At 71.5% G+C, this 21,331-nt stretch carries 23 protein-coding genes; 12 read left to right on the plus strand and 11 right to left on the minus strand.

Annotation, left to right across the window (positions count from 1 at the left end; genetic code table 11):
* The first annotated feature begins 20 nt into the window (after positions 1 to 20).
* Complete coding sequence (locus tag N5875_RS15005; protein WP_338494296.1) at positions 21 to 1,079, plus strand: glycosyltransferase family 2 protein; 1,059 nt, start codon at positions 21 to 23, stop codon at positions 1,077 to 1,079.
* Entirely contained in the window at positions 1,076 to 2,422 is a 1,347-nt protein-coding gene (locus N5875_RS15010) for an alpha-2,8-polysialyltransferase family protein (RefSeq protein WP_318208815.1), read from the plus strand. The genes N5875_RS15005 and N5875_RS15010 overlap by 4 nt, the downstream gene beginning before the upstream one ends.
* 71 nt (positions 2,423 to 2,493) lie before the next feature.
* Here the strand turns inward: N5875_RS15010 and N5875_RS15015 are convergent, their stop codons facing one another.
* The 3 genes from N5875_RS15015 to N5875_RS15025 are packed head-to-tail and all read right to left on the minus strand — an operon-like array spanning position 2,494 to position 5,649.
* On the minus strand, positions 2,494 to 3,315 hold the full coding sequence (locus N5875_RS15015; protein ID WP_338494298.1) for a MerR family transcriptional regulator: 822 nt from the start codon (positions 3,313 to 3,315) through the stop codon (positions 2,494 to 2,496).
* A 37-nt stretch (positions 3,316 to 3,352) separates the two neighbouring features.
* Positions 3,353 to 4,009 (minus strand): leucine efflux protein LeuE, encoded by a 657-nt coding sequence (gene leuE, locus N5875_RS15020; RefSeq protein WP_318208813.1) that lies wholly within the window; start codon positions 4,007 to 4,009, stop codon positions 3,353 to 3,355.
* 59 nt (positions 4,010 to 4,068) lie between these two features.
* Positions 4,069 to 5,649: a methylmalonyl-CoA mutase family protein gene (locus N5875_RS15025; protein WP_318208812.1), complete on the minus strand. Its 1,581-nt coding sequence runs from the start codon at positions 5,647 to 5,649 to the stop codon at positions 4,069 to 4,071.
* A 123-nt stretch (positions 5,650 to 5,772) separates the two neighbouring features.
* Here N5875_RS15025 and N5875_RS15030 point away from each other — a divergent pair, with 123 nt between their 5' ends.
* Positions 5,773 to 6,663, plus strand: a complete 891-nt coding sequence (locus N5875_RS15030) for a peptidoglycan-binding protein (RefSeq protein ID WP_318208811.1) — start codon at positions 5,773 to 5,775, stop codon at positions 6,661 to 6,663.
* A 156-nt stretch (positions 6,664 to 6,819) separates the two neighbouring features.
* On the opposite strand, the gene N5875_RS15035 is transcribed toward N5875_RS15030, so the two are convergent.
* Positions 6,820 to 7,983, minus strand: coding sequence for a hypothetical protein (locus N5875_RS15035; protein ID WP_318208810.1), 1,164 nt, complete (start codon positions 7,981 to 7,983; stop codon positions 6,820 to 6,822).
* Positions 7,983 to 8,672 carry an RNA polymerase sigma factor gene (locus N5875_RS15040; RefSeq protein ID WP_318208809.1) on the minus strand — a complete coding sequence of 230 codons (690 nt, stop codon included), beginning with the start codon at positions 8,670 to 8,672 and terminating at the stop codon, positions 7,983 to 7,985. Before N5875_RS15040 ends, N5875_RS15035 begins: the two co-directional genes overlap by 1 nt.
* 395 nt (positions 8,673 to 9,067) lie before the next feature.
* Between N5875_RS15040 and N5875_RS15045 the strand changes: the two genes are divergently transcribed.
* Positions 9,068 to 9,817: a Clp protease N-terminal domain-containing protein gene (locus N5875_RS15045; RefSeq protein WP_338494302.1), complete on the plus strand. Its 750-nt coding sequence runs from the start codon at positions 9,068 to 9,070 to the stop codon at positions 9,815 to 9,817.
* Between the two features lie 4 nt (positions 9,818 to 9,821).
* On the opposite strand, the gene N5875_RS15050 is transcribed toward N5875_RS15045, so the two are convergent.
* From N5875_RS15050 to N5875_RS15065, 4 genes are all read right to left on the minus strand, one after another.
* On the minus strand, positions 9,822 to 10,391 hold the full coding sequence (locus tag N5875_RS15050) for a hypothetical protein (protein WP_318208807.1): 570 nt from the start codon (positions 10,389 to 10,391) through the stop codon (positions 9,822 to 9,824).
* Between the two features lie 128 nt (positions 10,392 to 10,519).
* Positions 10,520 to 10,942, minus strand: a complete 423-nt coding sequence (locus N5875_RS15055; protein WP_318208806.1) for a type II toxin-antitoxin system VapC family toxin — start codon at positions 10,940 to 10,942, stop codon at positions 10,520 to 10,522.
* Positions 10,939 to 11,169, minus strand: a complete 231-nt coding sequence (locus N5875_RS15060) for an antitoxin (RefSeq protein ID WP_318208805.1) — start codon at positions 11,167 to 11,169, stop codon at positions 10,939 to 10,941. Before N5875_RS15060 ends, N5875_RS15055 begins: the two co-directional genes overlap by 4 nt.
* A 46-nt stretch (positions 11,170 to 11,215) precedes the next feature.
* Positions 11,216 to 12,844, minus strand: a complete 1,629-nt coding sequence (locus N5875_RS15065; RefSeq protein ID WP_338494305.1) for a glycoside hydrolase family 20 protein — start codon at positions 12,842 to 12,844, stop codon at positions 11,216 to 11,218.
* 285 nt (positions 12,845 to 13,129) lie between these two features.
* On the opposite strand from N5875_RS15065, the gene N5875_RS15070 reads away from it, so the two are divergent.
* The 6 genes from N5875_RS15070 to N5875_RS15095 all read left to right on the plus strand — a co-directional run bounded on the left by N5875_RS15070 (position 13,130) and on the right by N5875_RS15095 (position 17,865).
* Positions 13,130 to 13,642 (plus strand): 2-oxo-4-hydroxy-4-carboxy-5-ureidoimidazoline decarboxylase, encoded by a 513-nt coding sequence (locus N5875_RS15070; protein ID WP_338499171.1) that lies wholly within the window; start codon positions 13,130 to 13,132, stop codon positions 13,640 to 13,642.
* Between the two features lie 192 nt (positions 13,643 to 13,834).
* Complete coding sequence (gene sdhC / locus N5875_RS15075) at positions 13,835 to 14,215, plus strand: succinate dehydrogenase, cytochrome b556 subunit (protein WP_015035721.1); 381 nt, start codon at positions 13,835 to 13,837, stop codon at positions 14,213 to 14,215.
* Between the two features lie 8 nt (positions 14,216 to 14,223).
* Positions 14,224 to 14,703, plus strand: a complete 480-nt coding sequence (locus tag N5875_RS15080) for a succinate dehydrogenase hydrophobic membrane anchor subunit (RefSeq protein ID WP_073910267.1) — start codon at positions 14,224 to 14,226, stop codon at positions 14,701 to 14,703.
* A 25-nt stretch (positions 14,704 to 14,728) separates the two neighbouring features.
* A complete protein-coding gene (gene sdhA, locus N5875_RS15085) occupies positions 14,729 to 16,483 on the plus strand; it encodes a succinate dehydrogenase flavoprotein subunit (RefSeq protein ID WP_030318425.1) in 1,755 nt (584 codons plus the stop codon).
* On the plus strand, positions 16,483 to 17,241 hold the full coding sequence (locus N5875_RS15090) for a succinate dehydrogenase iron-sulfur subunit (RefSeq protein WP_148005859.1): 759 nt from the start codon (positions 16,483 to 16,485) through the stop codon (positions 17,239 to 17,241). Before sdhA ends, N5875_RS15090 begins: the two co-directional genes overlap by 1 nt.
* 111 nt (positions 17,242 to 17,352) lie before the next feature.
* Positions 17,353 to 17,865: a hypothetical protein gene (locus tag N5875_RS15095; RefSeq protein WP_318208803.1), complete on the plus strand. Its 513-nt coding sequence runs from the start codon at positions 17,353 to 17,355 to the stop codon at positions 17,863 to 17,865.
* A gap of 64 nt (positions 17,866 to 17,929) precedes the next feature.
* Here the strand turns inward: N5875_RS15095 and N5875_RS15100 are convergent, their stop codons facing one another.
* Positions 17,930 to 18,568, minus strand: coding sequence for a MarR family transcriptional regulator (locus tag N5875_RS15100; protein ID WP_338494313.1), 639 nt, complete (start codon positions 18,566 to 18,568; stop codon positions 17,930 to 17,932).
* 85 nt (positions 18,569 to 18,653) lie between these two features.
* Between N5875_RS15100 and N5875_RS15105 the strand changes: the two genes are divergently transcribed.
* Positions 18,654 to 19,871 (plus strand): MFS transporter, encoded by a 1,218-nt coding sequence (locus tag N5875_RS15105; protein ID WP_318208802.1) that lies wholly within the window; start codon positions 18,654 to 18,656, stop codon positions 19,869 to 19,871.
* Between the two features lie 83 nt (positions 19,872 to 19,954).
* Here N5875_RS15105 and N5875_RS15110 read toward each other — a convergent pair whose 3' ends face one another.
* Positions 19,955 to 20,722: an alpha/beta hydrolase gene (locus tag N5875_RS15110; protein ID WP_318208801.1), complete on the minus strand. Its 768-nt coding sequence runs from the start codon at positions 20,720 to 20,722 to the stop codon at positions 19,955 to 19,957.
* A 171-nt stretch (positions 20,723 to 20,893) separates the two neighbouring features.
* Here N5875_RS15110 and N5875_RS15115 point away from each other — a divergent pair, with 171 nt between their 5' ends.
* A complete protein-coding gene (locus N5875_RS15115; protein WP_318208800.1) occupies positions 20,894 to 21,328 on the plus strand; it encodes a hypothetical protein in 435 nt (144 codons plus the stop codon).
* Positions 21,329 to 21,331 lie beyond the last annotated feature (3 nt).

Here is a 21,331-nt window from a genome sequence, read left to right on the forward strand (position 1 = left end):
CGGCACCTAGCGTCAACCGCGTGGTCAAGCTCTCCGTCGTCGTGCCGTTCTTCAACGTGCAGACATACGCCCCCGACACCCTCACCAGCCTGCGGGCCAACGCCCGGGAGGACTTCGAGTTCCTGCTCGTCGACGACTGCTCGTCGGACGGGACTCCGGAGATCCTCGAACGGGCCGCGCGCGAGATCCCGGGTGCCGTCCTGATCAGGCACGAGCACAACGGGGGCCTCGCCACCGCCCGGAACACCGGCCTCGACGCCGCTCGCGGCGAGTACCTCACCTTCCTCGACGGGGACGACTGGCTCGCCCCTGGCTACTACTCCCGCCTGGTCGCCGCCGCCGAGGACCTCGGCTGCGACTTCCTGCGCACCGACCACGTCTCCGTCACCGGCAGGAACCGCGGCATCCGCCGCGCGCCGGTCCCCCGGCGCGGCGAGGTGCTGAACCCGCGGGACGCGATCCTGCCGGCGCACCGGACGACCTCGGTCGACTACCCGTACGCCTGGGCGGGGATCTACCACCGGCGGCTCCTCGACCGCGGTCTGCTGCACTTCACGCACGGACTGCGGACCGCCGAGGACCGGCCCTGGATCTGGCGACTGCACCGCGAGGCGAAATCGTTCGCCGCGATCGGAGAACTCGGCGTCTTCTACCGGCGCGGAGTGGCGACCTCCCTCACTCAGATCGGCGACATACGGCAATTGGATTTCATCCGCGCATTCGACCAGGTGATCGAGGAGACCGCGAAGGACAAGGACGCCGACCTTCTTCTTCCGAAGGCCGTCCGCACCTATTGCGCGGTGATTTCCCATCACATCGGCTCGATCGAACGCTTCGAGCCGGACGTCGCCCGCCAGTTGAAGGCGATGAGCGCGGGCGCGCTGCGGCGCATGCCGCAGGACGTCCTCGACGAGGCCCTCACGGCGATGGGCGGGGACCGCGCGACGATGCTGCGGAAACTGCGGCGCCGCCGCCCGGCACCACCGCCGACACCGGGCACGGGCACGGGCCCGGCCACCGGTCCCGGCACCGGCACCGGCACCGGCACCGGCTCGGCCTCCGCGGAGGTGGCCGCGTGAGCACCCGCCGCACCACCCAGATCTTCTGCGCCTCCACCCTCTACGGCGCGGTGACGATCGCCGCCGCCCTGGACAGCGGCAGCTTCGGCCCCGCCGACCGCCGGATCCTCCTCGTCACCAACAACGCGGCCGTGCCGGAGACCACCCCGCCCCTCGACCAGGCCGAGGGCTTCGAGCGGCTGCGCGGCCGCTTCGACTCCGTCCTGTCGTGGAACGAGACGATCTCCCCGCTCCACCCGGGCGGCTGGACCCCCCGGGCGAGCGACCTGCCGCTCCTCCAGCGCCATCTGCGCAAGGTCTGGGACCTCGGCGACGACCGCGTCGAACTCGCCCTGGAATCGATCCAGGTCACGCCCGCGCTCGCCATCGCCCAGCTGCTGCCCGACGCGCCCATCACCGTGTACGCCGACGGCCTGATGAGCTACGGGCCGACCCGCAACAAGATCGACCCGCTGATCGGCGGCCGCGTCGGCCGGCTCCTCCACCTGGACCTCGTCCCCGGTCTCGCCCCGCTGCTGCTCGCCGAGTTCCAGGCCGTACCGGAGGCCGTACCGACGGAGGCGTTCACCAAGTGCGTCGACGAGCTGGCCGGGCCCGCCGCCACGGCCGCCTCCGAGGACGGGCCCGTACTGCTCCTCGGCCAGTACCTCGCGGCGCTCAACCTGCTGACCGTCGCCGAGGAGGAGGGGCTGCACCTGCAGATGGTCCGGGGCGCGGTCGCCCGGGGCCACCGGCGGCTCGTCTTCAAGCCGCACCCGACGGCACCCGACACCTGGTCGAAGGCGCTGGTGCAGGAGGCGGCAGCGCTCGGCGCCGAACTGACCGTCGAGGACCGGCCGGTACTCGCCGAGGTGCTCTACCGCGAGCTGCGGCCCGCCCTCGTCGTCGGCTGCTTCTCCACGGCGCTGCTCACCGCGCGGACCTTCTACGGACTGCCGGTCGCCCGGGTCGGCACCCGGAACCTGCTGGAGCGGCTCACCCCCTTCCAGAACAGCAACCGCATCCCGCTCACCGTCGTGGACGCGGTCGTGCCACCCCTGGAGGACGGGGCGGAGGCCGGGGCGGGGGCCGGCGCGGAGGACGGCGGCGCGATCGGCACCGCCCAGCTGAACGACCTGGTCGCGGCGGTCGGCTTCGCGATGCAGCCGAAGATCCGGCCGGACCTGCGGGAGCCGGCGGTACGGCACCTGTCCGGGCCGTTCGCCGAGCGCACCCGGCACCACTTCACCCGCCGCCGCCTCACCGTCCTCGACCTGCCCGGCGGCATCCCGCTCCCCCGGCACCCCAGGGTCCGCCGCCTGGCGCGGCGCGCACTGCGGCTGCGCAAGGCGCTGAAGCGATAGCGGTACGCCGCGCCACGAACGGCGGGCCCGGGCCCCGTGCGGGGGACCCGGGCCCGCAGGCGTGTCAGGTGTCAGGCGCGGACGATGGCCTCCTGGATCTCCGTCACCCACTGCGAGCGGTCCTCGGGGCATTCCAGGTACAGCTCGCGCGCGTAGTACCGCGTCTCGTACCCGTTGGCCTCGATCCAGCGGGCCAGCGTCTGCGCGGTCGGCAGGATGGTGTCCATCGAGCCCCGGTGGACGACGGTCGCCGCCTCCTCGATGCCGGGCAGCACGTGCACCTCGACGCCCTCCACGGCCGTCCCCTCCGGGACGGTCATGCCGGCGTGCACGAGGACCGAGCCGTCGCCCCTGCCCGCGTCCTCGTAGTACGCGATCCCCGGGCCGAATCCGGTGAGCCCGGCGGCCTCCAGACGGCCGCACAGCTCGTCGTACAGGGGCCCGATGACCGGGCCGATGTCGTGCGGGCCGAAGCTCGCGGCGACCGCGCTCAGCTCCGCGATCCGGACGGCGGGGATGTTCTTGACGACGACGTCCTGGGTGGACATGCGTCCCTCGCTCTCGATGGCTCGGAGCCGCGCGCCGACCTGGGCGAGCCGTGCCCGCGCCTCCGTCAGGGCCGCTTCCAGCTCGGCCTGACGGAGCCGCAGCATGCCCCGCAGCTCGTCCGCGTCGATCGTCTCGTCGAGGATCGCCCCCACCTGTTCGAGGGTGAAGCCGAGGTCCTTGAGCGCGATGACGCGGTTGAGCAGGGCGAGCTGGTCCGCCGTGTAGAAGCGGTAGCCCGAGTGCGGGTCGACCCGGGCCGGGCGCAACAGCCCGATGGCGTCGTAGTGACGCAGCATCCGGACCGACACCCGCCCGTGCCGCGCGAAGTCTCCGATGGTGAACATGACGACTCCTACGACACGGCCTCACACGGTGTGAGGGTCAAGCTGCGCTGCTGAGGGAGAGTTTCGCGGCGAAGCCGAGGAAGAGGGCGCCGGCGGCGGAGGTGGCGCCCGCCGAGAGGCGTCGGCGGCGGCGGAACGCGGCGGCGAGGCGGGTGCCGCCGAATATCAGCATCGTGAGGTAGAGGAAGCTGCCGATCTCCAGGAGCGTGCCGAGGACCAGGAAGGAGAGGGCCGGGTAGGCGTACGCCGGGTCCACGAACTGCACGAAGAAGGAGATCAGGAAGAGGATCGCCTTCGGGTTGAACAGACTGATGACGAGCGCCCTGCGGTACGGGTTCTCCCCCGCGGCCGCCTGTGCCTGTTCGGTCTCCTCGGTCGGCGTCTCCCCGCGCGAGCGCCACATCTCCCGGGCCGAGCGCAGCATCCCGTACGCCATCCAGGCCAGATAGCCCGCGCCCGCGTACTTCACGATCATGAAGAGCAGGGGGGTGGTCTGGAGGAGGGAGGCCGCGCCGAGCGCGGCCAGCGTCATCAGGACGGCGTCGCCGGTGAAGACTCCGGCGGCGGCCTTGTACCCGGTCCGGGTGCCCTTGCGGGCGGCGACGGACAGCACGTACAGGGAGTTCGGCCCCGGCAGGAGAATGATGAGGACGAGGCCCACGAGATAGGTCGGAAGATCGGTGACACCCAGCATGAAGCGGAGTGTCGCATGTCAGTACGACGCTCCGCCTGCGTGTTTCGTATCGCGGAAGATCAGAACGCGTCGGTGGGGACGTATGTGCCCCAGACCTCGCGCAGCGCGTCGCAGACCTCTCCGACGGTGGCGCGGGCCTTGAGGGCGTCCTTCATCGGGTAGAGGACGTTGTCGGTTCCCGCGGCCGCCTTCCTCAGCTCCGCGAGGGCCGCGTCCACCGCCGCCGCGTCGCGCCCGGCCCGCAGGGCGGCGAGCCGCTCGGCCTGCTGGGCCTCGATCGCCGGGTCGACGCGCAGCGGCTCGTACGGCTCCTCGACGTCGATCGTGTAGCGGTTGACGCCGACGACGACCCGTTCGCCGCTGTCGGTCTCCTGCGCGATCCGGTACGCCGAGCGCTCGATCTCGCCCTTCTGGAAGCCGCGCTCGATGGCGCTGACCGCGCCGCCCATCTCCTCGACCCGGCCCATCAGCTCCAGGGCGGCCGCCTCGACGTCGTCGGTCATCCTCTCCACGACGTACGAGCCGGCGAACGGGTCCACGGTCGCGGTCACGTCCGTCTCGTACGCCAGGACCTGCTGGGTGCGCAGGGCCAGGCGGGCGGACGTGTCCGTCGGCAGGGCGATCGCCTCGTCGAAGGAGTTGGTGTGCAGCGACTGCGTCCCGCCGAGCACGGCGGCGAGCCCCTGGACGGCGACGCGGACGAGGTTGACCTCGGGCTGCTGGGCGGTCAGCTGCACCCCCGCGGTCTGGGTGTGGAAGCGGAGCATCAGCGACTTGGGGTTCTCCGCGCCGAACTCGTCCTTCATGACCCGGGCCCAGATCCTGCGGGCCGCCCGGAACTTCGCGACCTCCTCCAGGATCGTCGTACGGGCCACGAAGAAGAAGGAGAGCCGGGGTGCGAAGTCGTCGACGTCCATCCCCGCGGCGACGGCGGTCCGCACGTACGCGATGCCGTCGGCCAGGGTGAACGCGATCTCCTGCGCGGGCGAGGCTCCCGCCTCCGCCATGTGGTACCCGGAGATCGAGATGGTGTTCCACCTCGGGATCTCGGCCCGGCAGTACTTGAAGATGTCCGCGATCAGCCGGAGGGAGGGCTTGGGCGGAAAGATGTAGGTGCCGCGGGCGATGTACTCCTTCAGCACGTCGTTCTGGATCGTGCCGGTCAGCCGGTCCGCCGGGACCCCCTGCTCCTCGCCGACCAGCTGGTACATCAGTAGGAGGAGGGCGGCGGGGGCGTTGATCGTCATCGACGTGGAGACCTTGTCCAGCGGGATGCCGTCGAACAGGATCCGCATGTCCTCGACCGAGTCGATCGCCACCCCCACCTTGCCGACCTCGCCCGAGGCGATCGGCGCGTCCGAGTCGTGGCCCATCTGTGTCGGCAGGTCGAAGGCGACGGAGAGGCCCATGGTGCCGTTGGCGATCAGCTGCTTGTACCGGGCGTTGGACTCCACCGCGGTGCCGAAGCCCGCGTACTGGCGCATCGTCCACGGCCGGCCGGTGTACATCGACGGGTACACCCCGCGCGTGAAGGGGTACGCGCCCGGCTCGCCCAGCTTCTCCACCGGATCCCAGCCCTCCAGCGCCTCCGGTCCGTAGACCGGCTCGATGGGCAGTCCCGACTCCGACTCGCGCGCCATTGGCTGTGCCTCCCGATGCGATGGGCCCTTCCCCACAGCATGCGCGGATCGTGACCTGGGCGCGCAACCACACACGCGCGGGAAGCATCCCTAGGTACAGACGAATCATCCCGGGGGGCAACAATGAAGCGGTCTTCTTCCGTCATACGCAGAGCGGTCCTGGCAGCGGCCTCGGTGGCCCTCGCCGCGGGCTGTACGGCCCAGGCGGCCGGCTCCGGAGGCGGCTCCGGGAGCCCGACGAACGCGCCGACGACCGCGGCCCCCGTACCGACCGACGCCCCCACCGAGGACGGCAAGCCCCCGTCCCCCTCGGCGAGCACCGCGACGCCCACCGACGCGCCCACGGAGACGCCGTCCGGAACCCCTTCCGAGACGCCGGGGCCCAAGGCCCTGATGGGCGACGGGGACGAGAGCGAGCAGGTCCGTGAGCTCCAGGCACGGCTGCGGCAGCTCGGGTACTTCGACCGGGCGCCCACCGGCTTCTACGGGACGATGACGGCCGGATCGGTCAAGGCCTTCCAGAAGAAGCAGGGTCTGCCGCGGACGGGTTCGGTCGACGAGACGACCTGGCAGCGGCTGCTCGGCGCGAGCCGGAAGCCGACCGCGGACGAGCTGAAGCCGTCGACGACCAACGAGCTGGACACCCCCGACGCGCGGTGCATGACGGGCCGGGTGCTGTGCATCAGCAAGGAGAGCCGGACCCTCGCCTGGATGATCGACGGCAAGGTCGTCTCGTCGATGGACGTCCGCTTCGGCTCGGAGAACACCCCGACCCGCGAGGGCACGTTCACCGTCGAGCGCAAGGTCCGGCAGGACTGGTCGCGGCTGTACCACACGCCGATGCCGCTCTCGATGTACTTCAGCCGCGGCCAGGCGGTGCACTACTCGTCGGACTTCGCGGCCCGCGGCTACAACGGGGCCTCGCACGGCTGCGTCAACGTCCGGGACCGGGCCAAGCTCACGACCCTCTTCGACCAGGTGAAGGTCGGCGACAAGGTCGTCGTCCACTGGTGATCCAGGAGGGGAAGAGAGAGGGCGCGGGTGGGACCGGGGGAACGTGTCCCACCCGCGCCATGTGCGCGGAGCCGTAGGTACGGGGGGAACCCCGGCTCACTGCGCGGCCGATGACCAGTCGGCACATTCAGTACTGCGCCGACGGGTCCAGAAGTGTTACACCGGGAGCGGAACGCGTGCGTCGACGCCGATTCCGAGGGGCAGTACGGCGGTGAGTCCGGCGACATCGGGGGCCGAGGACCGGACCGTGTCGCGGCGGTCCACCGCGCTGTCGCCGCCCCCGCCGTCGCGGCCGCCGTTGCGCCCGTCGTCGTTCCCGTCGCCCTTGGGGTCCGTGTCCGAGTCGTCGTTCGAGCCGTCGTTCGCGCCGTCCTTGCCGCCGCCGTCCTCGGGCGCGGCCGTGCCGCCGCCGAGGATCCGGTCGCAGTAGCGGCGCAGGGTCTCGCCGTCGCGCAGGGCGCTCGTGAGCCCCTTGCGACCGGCGGCGTCGAGCTTCCCCGAGCGGAAGTCCCGGCAGGCCTTGAGGGCCTTCTCGCGTGACGCGGTGCCGCTCGCGTCACCGCCTGTGCCGCCGCTCGTGCCGGCGCTCGTGCCGCTGTCCGTACCGCCGTCCGTGCCGCCGTCCGTGCCGCCGGACTCCTGGCCCGGTCCGGCCGGGTCCGTGCCGGTGCCCGAGGTGCTCCCGTCCGGCCGCGGGGTGCCCGTCCCCCAGGTGTCGGTGCCGTGCCCGTCGGGGGTTCCGGTGGACGGCGGGGTGGTGCCGGTGCCGGCCGAGGGGGACGCGCCGGGCGTGCGGTCACCGCCGTCGCCCGGTTCCGTCGAGGGCGCCTCGGGGTCCTTGCGTATGCCGGGGTCCTCCGAGACGAGCGGGTCGGCGTTCTCGCCCGCCGTGACGGAGCTGGCGGGCGCGGGACCCACCATGGGCAGCACACCCGTTCCCGCGGCGACGGCGACCCCTCCTACGGTGACGGCGGCGACCGCGGCGGCGAGTCCGTACCGGACGGAGCGTCCCCAGCGGGGGCGCCGGGCGGGCACGGGGGCGAGGCGCACCCGGCCGAGTTCGGCGTGTTCGGTGCGGCCGGCGGCGACCGCGGCGGCGCGCGCGGCGTGGGCCTCGCGGAAGGCGGCGAGCGCGGCGGCCTCGCCCGGGAGTTCGGTGCGCGCGGCGGGCGGGACGACCGGGGTACGGGCCGCGTCGAGGGCTCCGGCCAGGCGCTCGGCCCGGGAACGCGCATGGTCGTCGAGGGCGTCGACCGGCTCGCCGCGGAGCAGCCGCTCCGCGGCCTCCTGGTCGAGCCACTGGTACCGCTCGTCGGCCATCACATGTCCTTCTGCGTACGCGGACGCGATTGCGTCACACCGCCGGGGGCCACCGGCCCCGGCACGCGCCCGCGTTGCGGAGGCACACCGTCCAGCGGGACGACGGCCTCACCTGCGCCGTCGGCCCCGGCCGTCTCGCCGTCGACCCCGAGGAGTTCGGCAAGCTTCTTGAGGCCGCGGTGGGCCGCGGTGCGGACGGCTCCGGGGCGTTTCCCCAGGGTGTCGGCGGCGGTCTTGGCGTCGAGGCCGACGACGACGCGCAGGACGACCGCCTCGGCCTGGTCCTGCGGGAGCTGGGCGATCAACTGCATGGTGTGGCCGGTGGCCAGCGCCTCCAGGGCTTCGCCCGCGGTGTCGGACGCGGCGGGCTTGTCGGTGAGTTCGGTCTCGTCGGCGCCGACTGCGGGGCGCCTGCCGCGCATGCGGATGTGGTCGAGGGCGCGGTTGCGGGCGATCCGGGCCGCCCAGCCGCGGAAGCGGTCCGCGTCGCCGTCGAAACGGTCGAGGTCGCGGGCTATCTGGAGCCAGGCCTCCGAGGCGACGTCCTCCGCCTCGGTGTCGCCGACCAGTGTGCGTATGTAACCGAGCAACCGTGGATGCACGGCGCGATACACAGTACGGAACGCGTTCTCGTCCCCGTCCTGCGCAGCGAGCACCGCGGCCGTCAGCTCCGCGTCGTCCCCCAGCACTCCCCAAACCCTGTTCGTCGGTCGCGTCGGTCGCGTCGTCGCTTCATCGCGGCCGGTCACCACCGCCACGCCGCCTCGCGCATCTGCACGCTACGTCGTGTCGCGGTTCCGCGTCCACGCGGTCCGGGGTCTTTGTGCAACTTGCAACCTTCGGGCGGCGGTGAGCGGGATGCCTCCGGCGCGCCCGCGGTGTGACACAAAGCGCGCTCCCGGCGCTGAATGGAGTACGGAGCCGTGCTGCGGCTCCGTGGACGACGGCCGGGGTCTCTCCTGTGGGGGGTGGCGACCCCGGCCGTCTCCCTTTTTCCCTCCCCTTTCCCCTCTCCGTCCCCCACCCTCACCCCAGGTGTCAACCGACAGTTGACAGTGAAGAGGCGTCAACCTACGGTTGCCTCATGACGAATCCAGTCGGCCCGAACATCCCTGTCCGTCTCGACGAACTCATCGACGCGATCAAGAAGGTCCACACGGACGCCCTGGAACAGCTCTCCGATGCCGTCATGGCGGCGGACCACCTCGGCGATGTCGCCGACCACCTCATCGGCCACTTCGTGGACCAGGCCCGGCGCTCCGGCGCCTCCTGGACCGACATCGGCCGCAGCATGGGCGTCACCCGCCAGGCGGCCCAGAAGCGGTTCGTGCCCAAGGACCCGGACGCGGAGAAGATGGTCCCGAGCGCCGGGTTCAACCGCTTCACCCCCCGCGCCCGGAACGTGGTGATGGCCTCCCAGAACGAGGCCACGGCCGTCGGCAACGGCGAGATCACCACCGGCCACCTGGTACTCGGCCTGCTCGCCGAGCCCGAGGGGCTCGCGGCGTTCTGGATCCAGACGAAGGGCGTGACCCTCGACCAGGTCCGCGAGGCCGCCGCCGCGACCCTGCCGCCGGCCGTCGACGATCCGCCCACCCTCGTCCCGTACGACGCGGCGGCGAAGAAGATCCTGGAGCTGACGTTCCGCGAGGCGCTGCGCCTCGGGCACAACTACGTCGGCACCGAGCACATCCTGCTCGCGCTCCTGGAGTACGAGGACGGTACGGGTGTCCTGACCGGCCTCGGCCTCGACAAGGCGACGGCGGAGCGGGAGATCTCCGAGACGATCGCCTCGGTGGCGATCCCGGCCCCCGCCCCGGAGGAACAGGCCTGAGGCCTCAGGAGGTGCGGGCCCGGCGGGAGACGACCGCGCGCAGCACCCGGCCGCCCTCGACGGAGAGTTCACGGGCCCGGCGCAGACCGGTCGGGCCGTGGGCGACCGAGTCGAGGACGGCCTGCTGACGGCGGAGTTCTCCCGCGAGCAGCGGGCCCGCGCCGTCCGCGTCGCCGGCCCGGCAGCGCTCGACGAGACCGTCGGGCAGCTCGGCGGCGTCGTACCGGCCGTGCAGCGCGAGGGCGGTGACGGAGCACGCGTCGGCCCAGGCGCGCAGGGCCTCGGCCGTCCAGGCCGCCGGGGCGTACGCCAGCATGCCGCGTACGGCTCCGGCGTCCGGGCCGTCGGCGCCCAGTTCCCCGTCCAGTTCGACCCGGGCCTTGGCGACGGCCTCGCCCCAGGCCTCGCCGTCGCCGCGCGCGACGGCGGCCCACACGGGGCGCAGGGTGTCGCCCCGGTCGCCGACGAGCAGCGGGAGGCAGCGGTCGAGGCAGGCGAGACCGGCCGCGGCCAGGCCCCGCTCGTCGGCCCCGTCGATCAGTTCCAGCAGGCTCCGGCCCGTCGCCGACGTCATGGACGCCTCCTTGCCACCCGATGCGGACGCAGTACTTCCACTACTGCGCCGGGGGGCGCTTTTTCGTCACTGCGCGGCCGGAATCATGCCAGTGGCTTCGGTGTGCTGCATAGAGGTCGGGCAGCGCTCTACGGCACCCCGTGGGTGTTGTCGTTGAACACCTCGACCGGGCACTTGGCCCGAGTGGCCCGCGCGCCGTCCTTGATCCGGCCGTCACTCGTCACCAGCGGCACGTCGTATCCCTCGGCGAGCGCGACGTACACGGCGTCGTACGCGGTGAGGTTCGCGTACAGCTCACGCACCCGCGGCAGCAGAAACAGGTGCTCCGACCTGCGCAGCGGGAGTTCCGCGAACGCCTTGCAGGCGTCTTCCAGTTCCCGGTCGGTCAGCTTGCCGCCGCGATGCCTTCCCAGGAGCGCGGACATCACCTCGACGTCCACCAGATACGGGGCCAGCAGCCGCTCGCCCTTCACCCGTCGCCTCAGCGCCGTGCCGACCGGCCCCGCGTCGGAGAGCAGCATCACCAGCGCACCGGCGTCCACGACGATCACTCGCGCCGCCTCCCCCGGTCGAGGTCGTCGAGCACGTCCTTCGTGGAGAGCCGCGCCGTGACCCGGTCCTGGATCCGGTCGACCACGTCCTCCAGCGACGGCGTCGCAGCCTCCTGCTCCAGCAGCGTCCGCGCATACGCCTGCAGGGACTGCCGGTTGCGGGCGGCCCGTATCTTCAGCTCGGTCAGCGCCTCTTCGGACAGGTCGCGCACATAGAGAGTGGCCATGCGACAAGACTAGCCGCATTGCTAGCACTCTGCTAGCACCTCCGGGTCAGCGCACCTGCGTCGCCAGCGCGCTGAACTGGTTCCAGGTCAGCGTCGGGGTCCGCGCGTCCCAGACCTTCTGGGCGAGGGCCGTCAGGGGCATCCGGATGCCGTTCGCCACCTGCGCCTGCGTCTGGGCGGCCGACAGGTCGCACCAGACCGCGAACCGGGCACCCAGGATCTGCGGGTCGTACCGCGCGGCCACCGGTGTCGTGCCGCGCAGGACCAGCGGGGTCCACTGCTCGTAGATGCGGCGGCCCGTGGGGTACGTGAACTGGTTCGGCTCGCCGAGGACGTAGTACAGGTACTCGTCGTTGAGGTTCACGACCCTGCGGCCCTCGGCCAGGTACTCCGCGGGCGGCCGCGCGCCGATCTCCTTGCCCGTCCAGTACTCGACCTCGATGCGCTGGTCGGCGGTGACGACGCCGCCGCGGAAGAAGCCGTCGTTCCAGGCCTTGGCCGTCTTCCCGGCCGCGCGCACGACGGCGGCGCGGTCGTTCAGCCAGCCCTCCGCGAGGTCCTGGACACCGGCCTGGGGCCCGTACCTCTGCCGGGCGGCCGTGGCCAGCTGCGGGTACGAGGTGGAGGGGCTGCGGACGGTCAGCGCCTGGTACTCGTCGGCGCCGACGTGGAACCAGCCGCCGGGGAAGAGCGCGGAGTACTCGCGCAGCAGATCGTCGACGATCTGCGCCGAGGCCGGCTTCGAGATGTCGATGGCGCCCTGCCGTGGGACCCCCTGGACGTTGCGCAGCTGGAGGTCCGGGTGGGCGCGCAGGACGGCGCCGAGGTGTCCGGGCGAGTCGATCTCGGGCACGACGGTGATGTGCAGGCTCTGCGCGAGGGCGAGGATCCGGCGGACCTCGGCCTTGCTGAGGTGCTGGGCGGAGACGATCTCGGGGTGGGAGTCCGAGGCGATCCGGAAGCCCTGGTCGTCGGAGAAGTGCAGACCGAACTGGTTCAGCTTGAGGTCGGCCATCTCGCGGAGCCGGTCCTCGATCCAGCCCGCGGTGAAGTACTTGCGGGCGATGTCGACGTTCAGTCCGCGCTGGGGCTTCGCGGGCGCGTCGGTGACGACGCCCTCGGGCATCGCGCCGGTGCCCTTCACCGACTGCTTGAGGGTGCGGGTGCCGTAGAAGACCCCGGCCTCGTCGGGGCCGGTGATCCGGACCCGGTTGTCGCGGACGGTCAGGGTGTACGACTCGCGGGCGCCGGTCCCGCCGAGCGCCAGCTCGACGTCCCCGGGCCCGGCGGCGACGGTCCCGCGGTACGGGATGCCGAGCTCCCCGGCGAGCAGCCTGCCCTCGTCGGCGAGGCCCGCGCTGTTCGCCGCGACGACGACTCCGGCGGGGGCCGCGGGCTTCCAGCCGGGGCCTCGGGCGGCCTCGTGGTCGCGGACCGCGGGGATGGTGCGGGGCGCGGTCGAGAGCGGGTAGGTCCCGGTCGGCGTGGGCGTCGGGCTGGGCGGGGCGCTGGTGGGCACCGCGCTCGCGGACGTACCGGAGGTCGTGCCGGAGGCGGCGGACGTGCCCGAGCCGGACGGTGATCCGTTGGAGCAGGCCGCCACGGTGGCCAGTGCCACCGCCGTCGCCAGAAGTGCGGGGCCCTTGTGGGGCCCTCGTATGGAGTACCGCATCATTCGGAATCCTCCCGTACGGCGGACGGTCGGGCCAATCGGGGGACACGACGGAGCCTCGACCGGAACACATTCGTCCATCACCTGTTCCGAAACTCTCCCTTCCGGGTGAAATTCGCGCATCCGTCGGACACTTCCCTCGTCCCGTCGGTAACGTTGCGTCACACCCACCCCATCGCGCCCGTCCCGCGCGCGGTTCGCCCCACCCGTCCCGGAGTACCGGAGCCCACGCTGACCAGCGACACCCATGTCCCCTGCCGCAAGCCGGGCTCCACGGACACCCCCGCCATACCCGCCCAGAACCAGGGCCCCTCCGTCCGCGGCCTCGCGGGCTTCAACGCCGCCTCGCCCGTCGAGGCCGAGGCCCTGCTCCTGTCGTGCTGCCACAGCCTCCGCTGGGCCGAACGGGTGGCGGCGCACCGTCCGTACCCCACCGTCGACGCGCTGCTCGCCGCCGCCGACGAGGCCGGGTACGACCTGCCCCGCGCCGACCTCGACGAGGCCCTGGCCGCCGAGTCCTCGGCGCTGCCGCACCCCGACGCGCCGCCGGCCGCGCGGACCGCCCTGCGGGCCGCCCACGCCGCGTACGAGAGCAGCTTCGGACACGCGTTCGTGATCAGCCTCGACGGAGTGCGGCCCGGGGAGCGTCTCGACCAGGTATTGGCAGGCATTCGGTCACGTCTCGGCAACGAACCGGAGGAGGAACGCGTGATCGCCGCCGAGGAACTGAGGCGGCTCGCCCGCGCACGGCTGGCGTTCCGCCTCACGGAGGTCCTCACACCGCGACACTCCGGGCCGTGAATCCGTCCGGAATACGGCGATTCCGCCCTGTGCGATAGTCCGTCCGTGCCTGTTTGATCACACCGATGGACCCCGCGCGAGCGAACCGACAAGTCGTCGCTACGATGACCGGGGCCGGTGGACCGTACCCGGCCGGGTCAGACCGACAGAGAAGCCGGCCGACCCTGATCCCCGCTCCCGGAGGGTTTTTCCGTGCCGGCTGGAACGCTGTACCGCGGCCGGGAAGGAATGTGGAGCTGGGTGGCTCATCGAGTCACCGGCGTCCTCATCTTCTTCTTCCTGTTCGTACACGTGCTGGACACCGCTCTCGTCCGCGTCTCCCCCGAGGCGTACGACGAGGTCGTCGCGACCTACAAGACGCCGATCGTCGCTCTTCTGGAGTACGGCCTCGTCGCAGCCATCCTCTTCCACGCGCTGAACGGCCTCCGGGTCATCGCCGTGGACTTCTGGTCCAAGGGCCCGCGCTACCAGAAGCAGATGCTCTGGACCGTCGTGGGCATCTGGGTCGTGCTGATGGCGGGCTCGCTGTACCCCGTCCTCGGCCACGCCGCACGTGAACTGTTCGGGAGCTGACGCCAGATATGTCTGCTGACACCACCTCCACCACGATCGGTCCCGTCGAGGGCGGCGCCCACTACGACGTGGACAACCCCGCGCCGTACATCGAGGCCCCCCGCAAGCGCACCGGCAAGACCCCGCGCGCGACCCGCGGCAACTTCGAGATGGCCGCGTGGCTCTTCATGCGCCTCTCGGGCGTGGTCCTCGTCGTCCTGGTCCTCGGTCACCTGCTGATCCAGCTCTTCCTGGACGGCGGCGTCTCCAAGATCGGCTTCGCCTTCGTGGCCGGCCGCTGGGCGTCCCCGTTCTGGCAGGTCTGGGACCTGCTGATGCTCTGGCTCGCCATGCTGCACGGCGCCAACGGCCTCCGTACCGTCATCAACGACTACGCGGAGCGGGCCAACACGCGCCTGTGGCTCAAGGGCCTGCTGTACACCGCCACGGTGTTCACCATCCTTCTGGGCACGCTGGTGATCTTCACCTTCGACCCGAACATCCGCTAGGCACGGGGCTGAGGTAATCCACGTCATGAAGATCCACAAGTACGACACCGTCATCGTCGGCGCCGGTGGCGCCGGCATGCGCGCCGCCATCGAGTCGACGAAGCGCAGCCGCACCGCCGTGCTGACGAAGCTCTACCCCACCCGGTCCCACACGGGCGCCGCGCAGGGCGGCATGGCCGCCGCGCTCGCCAACGTGGAGGAGGACAACTGGGAGTGGCACACCTTCGACACGGTCAAGGGCGGTGACTACCTGGTCGACCAGGACGCCGCCGAGATCCTGGCGAAGGAGGCCATCGACGCCGTCCTCGACCTGGAGAAGATGGGCCTGCCGTTCAACCGGACCCCGAACGGCACCATCGACCAGCGCCGCTTCGGCGGCCACTCCCGCAACCACGGCGAGGCGCCGGTCCGCCGGTCCTGCTACGCCGCGGACCGCACCGGTCACATGATCCTCCAGACGCTGTACCAGAACTGCGTCAAGGAGGGCGTGGAGTTCTTCAACGAGTTCTACGTCCTGGACCAGCTGATCACCGAGGTCGACGGCGTCAAGAAGTCCGCCGGCGTGGTCGCGTACGAGCTGGCCACCGGCGAGATCCACATCTTCCAGGCCAAGGCCGTGATCTACGCCTCCGGCGGCACGGGCAAGTTCTTCAAGGTGACCTCCAACGCGCACACCCTCACGGGTGACGGCCAGGCGGCCTGCTACCGCCGCGGTCTGCCGCTGGAGGACATGGAGTTCTTCCAGTTCCACCCGACGGGCATCTGGCGCATGGGCATCCTGCTGACGGAGGGCGCCCGTGGTGAGGGCGGCATCCTCCGCAACAAGGACGGCGAGCGCTTCATGGAGAAGTACGCGCCGGTCATGAAGGACCTCGCGTCCCGTGACGTCGTCTCGCGCTCCATCTACACGGAGATCCGCGAGGGCCGCGGCTGCGGTCCCGAGGGCGACCACGTCTACCTGGACCTGACGCACCTCCCGCCGGAGCAGCTCGACGCCAAGCTCCCGGACATCACCGAGTTCGCCCGTACGTACCTCGGCATCGAGCCGTACACGGACCCGATCCCGATCCAGCCCACCGCGCACTACGCCATGGGCGGCATCCCGACCAACGTCGAGGGTGAGGTCCTGGCGGACAACACCACCGTCGTCCCGGGCCTGTACGCGGCCGGCGAGGTCGCCTGTGTCTCCGTGCACGGCGCCAACCGTCTGGGCACCAACTCGCTGCTCGACATCAACGTCTTCGGCAAGCGGTCCGGCATCGCCGCCGCCGAGTACTCCGCCAAGCACGACTTCGTCGAGCTGCCGGAGAACCCTGAGTCCCTGGTCGTCGCGCAGATCGAGAAGCTGCGCAACTCCACGGGCAACGAGCGGGTGGCCGACATCCGTCGTGAGCTCCAGGAGACGATGGACGCCAACGTGATGGTGTTCCGTACGGAGCAGACCATCAAGACGGCCGTCGAGAAGATCGCCGAGCTGCGCGAGCGCTACGAGAACGTGTCCATCCAGGACAAGGGCAAGCGCTTCAACACGGACCTCCTGGAGGCCATCGAGCTGGGCAACCTGCTCGAACTGGCCGAGGTCATGGCCGTCTCGGCCCTGGCGCGCAAGGAGTCCCGCGGCGGTCACTACCGCGAGGACTACCCGAACCGCGACGACGTCAACTTCATGCGCCACACCATGGCGTACCGCGAGGTCGGCGAGGACGGCTCCGAGACCGTCCGTCTCGACTACAAGCCGGTCGTCCAGACCCGCTACCAGCCGATGGAGCGTAAGTACTGATGGCTACCCCCGTACTGGACAAGGTCGAGGCGGACTCCGCCGCCTCCCCCTACATCACGGTCACGATGCGGATCCGCCGCTTCAACCCCGAGGTGTCGGACGCGTCGGTCTGGGAGGACTTCCAGATCGAGATCGACCCGAAGGAGCGTGTGCTCGACGCCCTCCACAAGATCAAGTGGGACGTCGACGGCACGCTGACCTTCCGTCGCTCGTGCGCGCACGGCATCTGCGGCTCGGACGCGATGCGGATCAACGGCAAGAACAGGCTCGCCTGCAAGACGCTGATCAAGGACATCAACCCCGAGAAGCCGATCACGGTCGAGGCCATCAAGGGCCTCACGGTCCTCAAGGACCTCGTGGTCGACATGGAGCCCTTCTTCCAGGCGTACCGGGACGTCATGCCGTTCCTGGTCACCAAGGGCAACGAGCCGACGCGCGAGCGTCTGCAGTCCGCCGAGGACCGCGAGCGCTTCGACGACACCACCAAGTGCATCCTGTGCGCCGCGTGCACGTCGTCCTGCCCGGTCTTCTGGAACGACGGCCAGTACTTCGGTCCGGCCGCGATCGTCAACGCGCACCGCTTCATCTTCGACTCGCGTGACGAGGCCGGCGAGCAGCGCCTGGAGATCCTGAACGACAAGGACGGCGTGTGGCGTTGCCGCACGACGTTCAACTGCACGGACGCCTGCCCGCGTGGCATCGAGGTCACCAAGGCGATCCAGGAAGTCAAGCGCGCGCTGATCACGCGTCGCTTCTGATCACTGGCGTTCCAGGAGCCGGGTTCCCGGCTCCTGGTTCGGTGTTTCGGCCCGCTTCTGTACGCTGCGGCGTGCAGGAGCGGGCTTTTTCTTTGTGAAGGACGGGGACTGATGAGCGAGCCGAATCCTTACCGGTCGGAGGAGTACGAGTGGGGACCCGGGCAGCAGCAGCCGGGCCAGCCCGCCTACGGGTACCCGCACCCTCCGGCGTACCAGCCGACCCTGCCGGCCGGGGTGCCGGTGCCGCCGCAGCAGGTGCCCGGTGTGCCGCAGGGCGGCGGCGCGCCGCTGCTGAGCCTCGGTGACATCACCGTGGTGGGCGACCAGATCATGACGCCGGCCGGCCCGATGCCGCTCAAGGGCGCGGTGTGGAACGCGATGGACATGTCGCGGACCGAGGAGAAGATGCCCACGGTCGCGATCGTGCTCGCGGTCATCTTCTTCATCTTCTGCCTGCTCGGCCTGCTGTTCCTGCTGATGAAGGAGAAGACGACCACCGGCTTCATCCAGGTCACGGTGACCAGCGGCGGCCGTCACCACTCCACGATGATCCCGGCGCGCGGCCCGGACACCTTCAACTGGGTGATGGGTCAGCTCAACTACGCGCGGTCGCTCAGCATGTGAGCGTCGGTCATCGACGAGGGGGCGCCCGAGGGCGCCCCCTCCGTCGTCTCCCGGACCGCGGGCCCTACCAGTGGCGGGTCGGCTCCGTGGACTCCGCCTCGACCATGACGCGCCGCAGCATGCCGTTGAGGAGGACGCGCTCCTCCGGGGAGAGGACGCCGAGCAGGCGGTACTCCTCGTGGCCGAGGACTGCCATCGCGCCGTGCCAGGTCTCGCGGCCGGCGGCGGTGAGCTCGACGACGACCCGGCGCCGGTCGGTGGTGGACTGGGTACGGCGGATGAAGCCGCGCTTCTCCAGGGCGTCGAGGCGGCCGGAGACGGAGGCGGGGGCGAGGTCGAGGTCCTCGGCGAGCTCGGAGGGCGCGGCGCTGCCGCCCCGGCCGGCGATCTTGTGCAGGGTGTCGAACTCGTGGCGTTCCAGGTCGAAGTCGACGAGCGACTGTTCCCTGACCCGGCGGAAGTGGACGGAGAGCTTCTTCATCCGGGTGACGGCGCCTTCCACGACGGGGTCGAGGTCGGGCAGGACGGGCTGCCAACGGGCGACGTGCTCGTCGGTCCAGTCGCGCGCGGCACGCGCTTCGCTCGGTGTACGTGCTTCGCTCGGCGTACGTGCTTCGCTCGGCGTACGTGCTTCGCTTGGCGTACGCGGTTCGCTCGGCGTACGTGCTTCGCTCGGCGTACGCGGTTCCTCGGGTTGCGCCATGGGGTGATCGTACGTCGGCGGGCGGAGAACCACCCGGGAAGTATTTCGTTGACGAATTATTCGGCACCGAAATATCCTGCGGGTCATGAACGCTGCCACCACCACAGCGCCCCCGCCCGCCCCGCACCCCCTCCGTACCCGTTCCTTCCGGCTGCTCTTCACCGGCCGCGCCCTCTCCCTCCTGGGCGACGCCGCCATCCCCGCCGCCCTCGCCCTCGCCGTCCTGGAGGCCACCGGCTCCACCTCGGCGCTCGCCCTGGTCCTCGGCTGCGCGATGGTCCCCAAGCTGCTCCTGCTGCCGCTCGGCGGCGTGGTCGGCGACCGGTTCGACGCCCGTACGGTCGCGCTCACCACGGATCTCGTACGCTGCGGCACCCAGCTGGTCGTCGGGCTCCAACTCCTCGGCGGTACGCCCAGCCTGGCCGTCCTCGCGGTCGCCGAGGCGCTCGGCGGCGCGGCCGGGGCCTTCGCCATGCCGACCGACTCGCCGCTGGTGAAGGGGACGGTGGCGGCCGAGTCGCTGCACCGGGCCAACGCCGCGATGAGCGTCGCCCGGAGCGCCACCCGGCTCGGCGGCCCGGCGCTCGCCGGCACCCTCGTCCTGACCGTCGGGCCGGGCTGGGCGTTCGTCCTCGACGCGGCGACCTTCGCCGCCAGCGCGCTCATCCTGACGGCGGTGAAGGTCAAGCGGGTGCCGATCCCGCGCCGCTCGATCCGCGCCGATCTGGCGGAGGGCTGGCAGGAGGTCCGCTCCCGGGACTGGTACTGGACCAGCCTGATCGGCCACAGCGCCTGGAACGGCGCCGCGGCCGTCCTGATGACCCTCGGACCCGCCGTCGCCGTGCAGCGGCTCGGCGGCGGCACCACCTGGGTCGTCCTGCTCCAGGTCGGCGCCGTCGGCTTCCTCCTCGGGGCGCTGCTCGCCGACCGCGTCACACCCCGGCGCCCGATCCTCACGGCGAACCTCGGGCTCGCCACGTACGCGCTGCCGCTGGTCCTGCTCGCGGTCGCCGCGCCCGCGCCGCTGACGATCGCGGCCTACGGGCTCGCGCAGGCGGGCCTCGGGTTCCTCTCCCCCGTCTGGGCCACCGCCGTCCAACGGGCGGTGCCCGCCCACGCACTGGCCCGGGTCACCTCGTACGACTGGCTGCTCTCGCTGGCCGCCATGCCCCTGGGATACGCGCTGGCGCCGCTCGCGGCCTCGGCCTGGGGGCCGGAGGTGCCCCTGCTGGCCGCGGCCGTCGCCGTGGGCGGCTGCTGCGCCGCGACGGCGCTCGTGCCGGGGGTGCGGCGCTTCCGCTGAGTCGCGCGGGGGGCGGTGGCGGCGGTGCCGGACGCGGTGTCGGCGGCGGTGCCGGGACGCGGTGTCGGCGGCGGCTCAGGTGCCTACCGGCCCGCCTCTGCCAGGAAGTCGGTGAGCAGCCGGGCCGTCTCGTCCGGGCGCTCCAGGGCGGGGAGATGTCCGGCCCAGTCGAGGTCGACGCGGCGGGCGCCGGGCAGGAGGCGGGTGAGGTCGTCGGCGACCGCCCGGAAGTCGGGGAGGTCGTGTGCGCCCACCGCGACGAGGGCGGGGACCTTGATCCCGGCGAGGTCGTCGGCGGTGACCTCGGGGGTCACGGGGTAGAACTCCTCGGGGACGGCGAGCTGGACCTCGAAGGCGTGCCGCTGCATCTCCCGGACGAGCGCGCGGGCCTCGGGGCCGGCCTCGGGGCCGAGCCAGGCCTCGACGTTGAGCTCGACGGCGCCGTCGAGGTCGCCCGCTTCGAGGAGTTCGTCCTCGCGGCCGCCCCAGGCGCGCAGTTCGTCGCTGGGCGCGAACCCGGGGATGCCGGAGGCGAGCAGGGCGAGGGCGGAGACGTGGCCGGGGTGGCGGACGGCGAGTTCCAGGGCGACCTTGCCGCCGAAGGAGGAGCCGACGACGGCCGCCCGCTCGACGCCGAGGTGGTCGAGGAGGTCGCGTACGTCGTCGGCGTGGGTGTGCGCGGCGTCGACGGGGGTGTCCCCGAAGCCGCGGAGGTCGCAGCGGACGACACGGTGTCCGGCCTCGGCGAGGGCGTGGAACTGCCCGTCCCACATCCGGCGGTCGCAGACCCCGGAGTGCAGCAGGAGAACGGTCGAAGGGCCCTGGCCGACCAGGTCATGAGAGAGCGTCATTCAGCCAACCCTAGGCGGCGGGACCGCTGGTGACCAGGGGTTTCCGGAGCGGGGTGCCCGCCTGCCGTCCGCCGGTCGCCCCACCGCGCCCGCATGTGACTTGAACACGTTCAAAGAGAGGTCTACAGTCATGACCAACAGCTTTTGAACGCGTTCAAGGGAGGGTGGGGCATGGACCTCACTGTCGTCGCGTACATCGTCTATCTGCTGATCAGCGTGGCCCTGACCATCTGGGTCGCACGCACACTCAGCCGCAACGGAAGGATCTTCCTCTCCGACGTCCTGCACGGGAACGAGAAGCTCGCCGACGCGGTCAACCACCTCCTGGTGGTCGGCTTCTACCTCGTCAACTTCGGCTTCGTCGCCCTCTATCTGAGCCAGGACGAAGCCGTCCTCGACGCCCGCGCGCTCTTCGAGGCGCTCTCCGTGAAGCTCGGGGTCGTCCTGCTCGTCCTCGGCGTCATGCACCTGGGGAACGTCTACGTGCTCAACAAGATCCGGCGCCGCGGGGTCATGGAGCGCGAACAGGTGCCGCCGGTCGGCCCGCAGGGCTGGACCGCGACCCCCAAGGGCGGCCCCTGGGCCCCGCCCGCGCCCCAGGGCTGAGGG

The organism is Streptomyces sp. SJL17-4 (assembly GCF_036826855.1).
GTDB lineage: Bacteria > Actinomycetota > Actinomycetes > Streptomycetales > Streptomycetaceae > Streptomyces.

Coding starts and splice junctions, on each gene's coding strand:
- N5875_RS15080 (WP_073910267.1), top strand. CDS start 14,224: ATGTCTGCTGACACCACCTCCACCACGATCGGTCCCGTCGAGGGCGGC.
- N5875_RS15095 (WP_318208803.1), top strand. CDS start 17,353: ATGAGCGAGCCGAATCCTTACCGGTCGGAGGAGTACGAGTGGGGACCC.
- N5875_RS15025 (WP_318208812.1), bottom strand. CDS start 5,649: ATGGCGCGCGAGTCGGAGTCGGGACTGCCCATCGAGCCGGTCTACGGA.
- N5875_RS15030 (WP_318208811.1), top strand. CDS start 5,773: ATGAAGCGGTCTTCTTCCGTCATACGCAGAGCGGTCCTGGCAGCGGCC.
- N5875_RS15115 (WP_318208800.1), top strand. CDS start 20,894: ATGGACCTCACTGTCGTCGCGTACATCGTCTATCTGCTGATCAGCGTG.
- N5875_RS15060 (WP_318208805.1), bottom strand. CDS start 11,169: ATGGCCACTCTCTATGTGCGCGACCTGTCCGAAGAGGCGCTGACCGAG.
- sdhA (WP_030318425.1), top strand. CDS start 14,729: ATGAAGATCCACAAGTACGACACCGTCATCGTCGGCGCCGGTGGCGCC.
- N5875_RS15035 (WP_318208810.1), bottom strand. CDS start 7,983: ATGGCCGACGAGCGGTACCAGTGGCTCGACCAGGAGGCCGCGGAGCGG.
- N5875_RS15110 (WP_318208801.1), bottom strand. CDS start 20,722: ATGACGCTCTCTCATGACCTGGTCGGCCAGGGCCCTTCGACCGTTCTC.
- N5875_RS15090 (WP_148005859.1), top strand. CDS start 16,483: ATGGCTACCCCCGTACTGGACAAGGTCGAGGCGGACTCCGCCGCCTCC.
- N5875_RS15100 (WP_338494313.1), bottom strand. CDS start 18,568: ATGGCGCAACCCGAGGAACCGCGTACGCCGAGCGAAGCACGTACGCCG.
- N5875_RS15045 (WP_338494302.1), top strand. CDS start 9,068: ATGACGAATCCAGTCGGCCCGAACATCCCTGTCCGTCTCGACGAACTC.
- N5875_RS15105 (WP_318208802.1), top strand. CDS start 18,654: ATGAACGCTGCCACCACCACAGCGCCCCCGCCCGCCCCGCACCCCCTC.
- N5875_RS15065 (WP_338494305.1), bottom strand. CDS start 12,844: ATGATGCGGTACTCCATACGAGGGCCCCACAAGGGCCCCGCACTTCTG.
- N5875_RS15015 (WP_338494298.1), bottom strand. CDS start 3,315: ATGTTCACCATCGGAGACTTCGCGCGGCACGGGCGGGTGTCGGTCCGG.
- N5875_RS15050 (WP_318208807.1), bottom strand. CDS start 10,391: ATGACGTCGGCGACGGGCCGGAGCCTGCTGGAACTGATCGACGGGGCC.
- leuE (WP_318208813.1), bottom strand. CDS start 4,009: ATGCTGGGTGTCACCGATCTTCCGACCTATCTCGTGGGCCTCGTCCTC.